Genomic DNA, 6,821 nt, shown 5'->3' on the forward strand with positions numbered 1-6,821 from the left:
ATTCAAAAGCCCAAATCGAAAGATTTGGGCTTTTTGCATACACTCTCACCTTGCCAGGATTAAGGTCGTCTCTTCAAAGCTATATGTCCTGCCGGGGCCATACTGTCCAACTCCACAAATGTCCGCTAACTTTAAAGAAACTCTGCGCCACGGACCGGCACATGCCTCTACAACATTCCCTTCATCTTACCTGCTTTTACATAACACTTGTACTTTGCATCCCACCAGCCTGGGCGCAGGTGCAGCCTCTTTCTGTAGATGTTGAAGAGCGAAGATTACTGAAAGCAGCGACACTACTGCCGCGAATCACTCCATCTGCGAAGGCCACTACAGAAGCCTTGGGCCAAACCATTGCGTCAGTCGAAAATTTTTCTGCACTCAAGTCCGGCATCACATCAGTGGGATCTCAACTCTGGAATCATGCCACCTCCACCCAAACATATCCTACTGCTGACGACCGCACTCTATACTGGTCCCGACTGGCAGGCCAGGTAGTGATTAAACAGAAAACGCCGCCCTTCTCTATCACGCCTGAACAAAGGCGAGAACTGCTTGCCCTCTTTGAACTGGCCTCACGTGGAATGCTGGAAATAACAGCCAACAAAGAAATTCTGGCTCGCGCCCTGATAATTAGTTTCGACCCCTTATTTCTCGATGCTGATATCAAACACTCCAATCACTCTGCCGCTGCAGCGTTGCATCTGGATGGTAAGCGTCTTTCTGTGAATGAGGCCTTTCTCCATATGGAGGCCGTTATCGTCCCCAACCGCTTTCGTGACTTCAACAACAGCCTGATCGAAAACCTGCTCACCCCTTTTCTGGAACAGAACAGTATTCACACACTGATTATTCTGTCCCAGGGTTCGGATAAAGCCTTCTCTTTTGCCCGCTTTGCTGGAAAAAATCGCAGTTCGGCACTTCCAGATAACACCAACGCTGTCACAACCGCAAAACCCACATACCCTATTGCACCCCGATTATTGAATGCAGCCCTGTCCGGACCTGAGTTTCTGGAATGCTCTCAACCCAACCAGACACTGTTTAAGCTTGACAGCCCCTGGCCTGTTAGAGATAACCGGGCCATCCGTACACTGACAGAAAGCAAACAACTGGATAGCCTGCAAGACTTGGGTGCTGCGATCTCGGTTAGTGGCAGTAGTGGTGGCCATTTACCCAATGAAACCACATACAGAGCCCTGAGGCTGAAAGAGCAGTTAAATAGTCGCGTGAATATTTTTCATATTCAACTGCCACATCTGAGTGGAGAGGAAGAAAAGGCTCCAGCCGTGATAACGCAGCTGGAAGAAATAATTAAGCGTCTGGTCACACCGGCAGATTCCTGATAACCACAGCACCGGCAAGAGCAATAAAAATCACTGCACTGATACAATCTACCCTCCGGCTATTGCGCTGAAGCCAGTGCAATAAACCCGTTCCACCGATTCCCATAGCTACGAGAACATACCAGACAATATCAATAATACTGGCCGTCGCAGTCATAGTCAGCTGGTCACTCAGGGTCAGATCATCACGAATAAACTGGCTGAACAACGCCAGGAAAAACAGCACAATCTTTGGATTGAGAACGGCAACAAGAAAACCCCCGACAAAACCTTCAAACTGTTTTTTCTCGTCACTCTCACCAGCCTGTTGATTCGGTACAGAACGCAAAATCACTACAGCCTTATACAATAAAAAGGCGGCCCCCAAATACTGTATAGAAGCAAACAGGATGGGATGATTCACAATGACCACTCCCAGTCCCATCACAGTCAGCAGAGCATAAAACGCCACACCAAAACCATGACCAACTGCTGTATTCACCCCTCCTTTTTTACCGCCCTTCACAGTATTGTTAATCACCAAAGCAAGGCTTGGCCCCGGGCTGCAAGCCCCTAAAACACACACGGCCGCCAATGGCAGCCAGTTCGTTAACGTCATAGCTATCTCGAAAAATAAAACGTCTAGTCACGCTTGGGCGGACAAGCTGGGTTTCCCAGTAAAAAAGCAAAACGTCTGGCGAGGGTATGGCGGTTATTAGCAAAATGGCGATAACCAAAATCGGCCAGTGGACGGAGCAAAGGCCAGCGTAAAGGGGTTATCCAGGCACCAAGCCCAACCGCCTCCCAAGCTGCGAGAGTAGCATCCATACCGGTCACAATACGCCCATCCCCGAGCTTTGCATGAATCAGGCGATCCAGCGCAGCCGGCTCCAAATCCGGATAGTTTTGATGAAAGCCCTCTTGATTGATATCCACCAGCCGCAAACGACGCCGGGTATCTTTTCGGTTCAGCCAGTTAATTTCCCTCATACAGATCGGGCAACCACCGTCGTAAAACAGTGTTACAGGAAAACGTACGTCTTCACGTTTAAACACCAGAACTTGCCCTCCATCACATTTTCCCACAAAGCGCTGTACAAAAAAGTCTTTACAGGAGTACATTCATCAAAACATTTTATAGTCTGGAATAACGTTATTATTGATTCATCATACCATATAACCGTTTAGTCCTGAAAAGCGCAGACGTTATAGACAAGCGCAAACTGCGCAGTTAAAACAAGCTCTGCTGTTCATCAATCAACTGGTCAAAATCCAGTCCGATAAAGGGCAACACACCTTCAGCAACGGGTTTCAACTGTCGTTCAATATAGTGTTCGTAATCGATAGAGCTCTGGTGATGCTCAACGGCCTCCGGACCTGCAACGGTAATAAGGTAGCTAATCCAGCCCTTATGCTGATAACGCAGCGATTTCCCTAACCGCTCATTCTGCTCATCCGCCTGCCGCGCCGCCCTCACCTGAGGAGGAATATTTTTCACATACTCATGGAGGTGACGTCGCAGGCGCTTACGATACACCAGCTGACTATCCATCTCCCCGCCACGGGTTCTGGCCACATAGTCTTTGACTGTCGCCTCGGGAGACTCCCTCGCAAATACCTTCTCAAACAGCTCTGTCTGGAATGACTTGGCCAGTTCAGTCCAGTCTGAACGTACGGTTTCCAAGCCTTTAAACACCAATTCTTCCCCCTGAACCGTTTTCTTCAAGCCCGCATACCGCTTTTTACTGCCTGCTTCTGATCCTCGAATGGTGGGCATAAGAAAACGGGTATAGAGAGTTTCATATTCCAGCTCCAGAAAACAATCCAGATCAAACTCATCCCGCAATGTCTTCTGCCAGCGCTGGTTAATATCTCCCTCCAACTCCTTACCTATGCTGTCAGCCTGCTGCGGAGAAACGCCACCACCCAAAAGCACAAAGGTAGAGTCTGTATCCCCGTAAATCACCTTGTAGCCACGTTCCTCAATCCAGCGGGCGGTTTGCTGCATAATGTTATGTCCACGCATCGTGATGGAGCTGGCAAGGCGGGTATCATAAAAGCGGCAACCGCCAGAACCCAGCACACCGTAAAAAGAGTTCATAATAATTTTCAGGGCCTGGGAGCGAGCCGCATCCTTCTCCCGCTTGGCTTCATCCCGTTGCTGCCAAAGGGACGCAATAATATCCGGTAAAAAATGCTTCTCTCGGGAGAACTGACCACCACGAAATCCGGGAATAGCGTCATCCGGCTCCAGCAAACCTTCCACCAGCCCCAATGGGTCGATCTTGAAGGTACGAATTATGCTCGGATACAGGCTTTTGAAATCGAGCACCAGAACATTGTCGTAAAGCCCCGGCACCGAATCCATCACATAACCACCGGGGCTGGCCAAACCGCCCCCTTCCGGCAAGTTTGGCGCGATATAACCGGCACGATGCAAGCGGGGTAAATAAAGGTTGGTAAAGGCCGCCACCGAGCCACCCTGACGATCCAGCTCCAAACCGGTGAGCTGACTGCGCAGGCGGAGATAATCCAGCAAACGGGTGTGTTCAAAAATATCCAGTACTAACCGGCAATCTTCCAGGTTATAGCGAGCCAGCTTCTGCTTGTTATGATGAAAATCGTGGGTAATGGCGGCTATCCGGTTATCCACATCTTCCGTATCCTTCCCCCGCCCCAGCAGCGCCTGCCCCACAAACTCAAGGCTGAAACTGTCAAAGTGCATGGTCATGGCTTTTAAGCTGTCGATACCATCAATCACCATCCGGCCGGGAATGGAAATAAAACCCTGCCCCTCTTCTCCTTTCCTGTCCCGCCAGCTGGCCATGCGCTGGCGGTTATCGCCGCCCCGACCGAGAGGAAGGCGAAACCCGTGAAACTCAGCTCGCTTTAACAAAAGACGAAAGTCAAAATTGATAACATTCCAGCCAATAATAATGTCCGGATCCCATTGCCGGATCACCAGAACCAGCGCCTCAAGAAGTGCCTGCTCATCCTGAGCCCATAGAATGTTCTTCGTACCCGGCTCCGGCGCACCCACCATAAGGACCAGTTCATCTTTATCACCATCAGGCCCATGCCCATAAAAACCGGCAGAATAAAGCTCACCCTCAGCCGAGCACTCCAGATCAAAGGACACAACACGAAATGCGGGCCGATACTCTGCGGGCCGCACCTTCACTTTGCGGTACTCGGTAAAGCCCTCAAAGGCTTTTGGCTGACCGGTAAATTCCAGCCCACCATTCACAAACCGCTCCATCAGGTAGCGATCTTGCAGACGGAAATCAGCCTCGTACACCGGCAGACCCGCGCCCTGCAAAGCCTTGCGTCCCTGCCAGGCTAGCTCTATCGTCAGAAAATACAGCGCACTCACCGGCTCAGACTGAAAGGTTTTCAATTCCAACAGGCGGCTGCGTACAGGCACACCGGCATCACACAGCACAGTTTCACAGCGTTGAAGCTGCTTTTGAGGGATAAAAAACACCGGCTGCTCCCCCTCTACCACTAAGCGTGCAGGGCCATGGCTTGTCAGCACCCACAGCACAACTTCCGTGCGGCGGCTGCGATCAAAACTGGTACGAGTCAGGAGAAAGCCGGTTTTGATATCTTTCACTTCGCCTTATCCATGGACAACAAATCGCCATACTAACATGCCGTCAGGGATGCCAGCACGGCTGTCATAACTGTTAGATGCTTATGCAATTCACACTCTTAAATGGTCAAATCATTTCACTACGACAGGAGCCATCAAGGATGTGATTAATCTCAGCAAACAACCAATGGGTGCATCAGATGCATCAGATGCATCACCGGTCATGGCGGTTAACCGTCAGGAGCGCATCAAATACCATGACCCTGAAGGCTCTCGCTATGAGTGGGCAGCTGCCCTGCGCCCGCACACCTGCGGTAAACACCCGGGTTCACGCGCCCTGGATCAATGGCTGATCGAGACCATCTCCCAGTATTGCCCCAAAGAGAACCCTGATAATTACTGCATTATCGGCTCCCGGGTTTTGCAACGTATTCTGGGGACCCGCTATCTCGATGGAGACCTCGAAGCAGGCAGAGACATCTACCACAGTTTCGATATTGATATGTGGGTTAAGAGCCCACAGGATCAAACAGAGCTGGAAAGCTATATCATCAAAAAGGTGAAGGAAGTACGCAGGCTGGTCTGTAATGTAACGGAGCTGAGTAACTTCGAGCAGGGAATCTGCCAACACTCTATCAAAATCAGCAGGCCCGAGGGCGACGGTACCTTCACGCCACTCAGCAGCGTAGATATTTCGCACCCCCTTTTCGATGTAAGCAGTCCCCCGGCCTCCATTAGCGAAGCGAAAGAACGCCTGAATCGTTTTATCAACAGCGCAGCCCGAATCCCCATGACTCAAACCCGCGCAATTACCGGCGAACTGATTGGCAACGCCCCCAGAACCTTATCGGATATGGCTTACCTTCAGGCCCTGGACGAAGCTCTCAGCAATCCAAGTTGCTCATGGAAGATTTATGAAAAGCTGCAGGACACTGTGCGTATGCTGACCTATATGGAAGTCACCCGTCGTTTAGGGAAGAAGGAGCCCGTCGATGATTTTTGCAATCGTCTGATTGAAGTTGTCTGCCACCACTTACCGGATGAACACAAATTCCTGAAAGTCCTGCTGCCCTCACTGATTGGTAAACAGGCTGTAGCAAATTTACCACTGTGCTTTTCGGGCCCACTGGTCTCACCCAGAGTGAAGGAACTTGAGTTCAAAGCCACGTTGTCATCACAACTCCCCAAGCGGGAGTCCAAGGCTATCCCCATTGTGCCTGATACTGCATCTGAGACGGTGACTGAGCCAGAAACCATAACAGTAACCGATAGCAAACCTGCTACGTCCTGGGCTGAAATCGCCCAAAGGAAACCAGAGCCCATCCACAGAGCTTCCCAGCCACCATCTCCAACGAGTTTGATCAGCTCCTGGCACATTTCACCAAAATTCACCCGTGCTAAAACCAGCACGAAACTGTCACCTTTAGCAACTCACAAACCGTCCAGATACCAACCAGAAAAGAAAACCAAAACAGCACCGGCAGCAACAAACTACCTGACCAAAGAACAGCTTACCCCTGAACTGCTGAGCTATTTGACAACTCAACTTGATCAAGCCAAATCCTATGAAAAGCAAATAGCTATTTTGTTTGATGAAGGCATTAGCATGGCTATGCTGGAGGACGAGTCCGAGGATGATATTTCCATCATTGCTTTACGGTCTTTGCTCAAGTCACCGCCGCACTCAGCAGAGACAATCGCACCAACATCACCGGCAATGACCAGCTCATTTTCTACCATCGAGGCCTCGTCAACTCCCAAGGCTAGAACACGATCGGACTCCGACATCTATCCACAGGCACTCCAAAAGGCCTCGTCCAAAGGGGCAAGAGGCCCCAGCCCGGCTATCGTACAACTCAACCGCAGGATTGCCCAACTGCCCCTCCCCCCCGTGGAACAACCGCCAC

Annotated in this window: 5 protein-coding genes; 2 read left to right on the forward strand and 3 right to left on the reverse strand. The window is 50.6% G+C overall.

Features of this window, described 5'->3' with window-relative positions; all coding sequences use genetic code 11:
• Nucleotides 1-161: 161 nt before the first annotated feature.
• The gene (locus tag E1189_RS04390; protein ID WP_490352789.1) at nt 162-1,343 is read left to right on the forward strand and encodes a hypothetical protein; all 1,182 of its coding nucleotides are present in this window, start codon (nt 162-164) and stop codon (nt 1,341-1,343) included.
• Here the strand turns inward: E1189_RS04390 and E1189_RS04395 are convergent.
• The 3 genes from E1189_RS04395 to E1189_RS04405 all read right to left on the reverse strand — a co-directional run bounded on the left by E1189_RS04395 (nt 1,324) and on the right by E1189_RS04405 (nt 4,935).
• Nucleotides 1,324-1,941: a LysE family translocator gene (locus E1189_RS04395; protein ID WP_155158844.1), complete on the reverse strand. Its 618-nt coding sequence runs from the start codon at nt 1,939-1,941 to the stop codon at nt 1,324-1,326. The genes E1189_RS04390 and E1189_RS04395 overlap by 20 nt on opposite strands.
• Nucleotides 1,942-1,964: 23 nt before the next feature.
• Nucleotides 1,965-2,378, reverse strand: coding sequence for a thiol-disulfide oxidoreductase DCC family protein (locus tag E1189_RS04400; protein ID WP_196221198.1), 414 nt, complete (start codon nt 2,376-2,378; stop codon nt 1,965-1,967).
• 175 nt (nt 2,379-2,553) lie between these two features.
• Complete coding sequence (locus E1189_RS04405; RefSeq protein ID WP_329601891.1) at nt 2,554-4,935, reverse strand: DNA polymerase II; 2,382 nt, start codon at nt 4,933-4,935, stop codon at nt 2,554-2,556.
• 166 nt (nt 4,936-5,101) lie between these two features.
• Here E1189_RS04405 and E1189_RS04410 point away from each other — a divergent pair.
• Nucleotides 5,102-6,821: RodZ family helix-turn-helix domain-containing protein (locus E1189_RS04410; RefSeq protein ID WP_155158846.1), on the forward strand; the 1,720-nt coding region annotated here is incomplete at its 3' end.

The organism is Parendozoicomonas verongulae (assembly GCF_009711465.1).
Taxonomy (GTDB): Bacteria; Pseudomonadota; Gammaproteobacteria; order Pseudomonadales; family Endozoicomonadaceae; genus Sansalvadorimonas; species Sansalvadorimonas verongulae.